Annotated in this window: 2 protein-coding genes; both read right to left on the minus strand. The window is 34.8% G+C overall.

Translation table 11 applies throughout. From position 1 onward, the window contains the following. Window positions 1-124: cyclic lactone autoinducer peptide (locus tag H8700_RS12440; protein WP_118508262.1), on the minus strand; the 124-nt coding region annotated here is incomplete at its 3' end. Continuing rightward, the gene (locus H8700_RS05505; protein WP_055195982.1) at window positions 111-704 is read right to left on the minus strand and encodes an accessory gene regulator B family protein; all 594 of its coding nucleotides are present in this window, start codon (window positions 702-704) and stop codon (window positions 111-113) included. The genes H8700_RS05505 and H8700_RS12440, both read right to left, overlap by 14 nt. Between the last annotated feature and the right edge of the window lie 110 nt (window positions 705-814).

Raw genomic sequence — 814 nt, forward strand, 5'->3', positions numbered from 1 at the left:
TCGGACGTTTCGGCTGATGCCATATTCCTAAACACGCAGGTGGAAATCCATCTATCCCATATACAGCTTCTTTTCTCATGACACGTTCTACAACCTTCAACACTTTCTTATTAACCTGCTTCATTCTCTCTCACCTCCTGTTTAAAAATTTTTGCTATACACAGCAAAGCTGCACATAATATAACAGCTATTGCCATATAACTAATGTAAACCATATCCGCATCTAACAGAACACATCCCAATATTATACACCCCTCAAGTAAAACAATAGTCCTTGCGGATTTTTTCGATTCCATCAATTCCTCTGATGTCATGTGCATATTAGGATGATTCACTGTACCAATCAATCCTATCCCCGTTATAGCAATTACCAATATTGCAAATAACCATTGCGGATGTTCTGACAGTCTTGCACTGATAATTACAATAACTAAATAAGAAACAATGGTTGCCAAATAACATTTATAATACTTGTCCAGATGATATCCGCCAGTTCGCTTTCTTAATTCTAAGAAAAACACAAGAAAAAATATAGTTGGAAACAGTTTATGGAACGCCAAACTGATTACGATAATACTGCCAACCGTAATAAATTTCTCAATCCAACAGATAAAGACATAAATATATCTTTCTTCCATGTCTTTATCAATTAACCTTGCTTCAGTCATCTGACCAATTAAATCATCCGCCATTTTTTCAATCATAGTTATGCCTCCTGCCAGATTAAGTATAACTTTATCTGTTTACAAAACAATATCTATTGCAGAAAGTGACCTTTTTTTGCAGAAAATGACAAAAAAAGTGATTTGCTTGC

Origin of the sequence: Jutongia hominis (assembly GCF_014384965.1) — a bacterium.
Taxonomy (GTDB): Bacteria; Bacillota; Clostridia; order Lachnospirales; family Lachnospiraceae; genus Butyribacter; species Butyribacter hominis.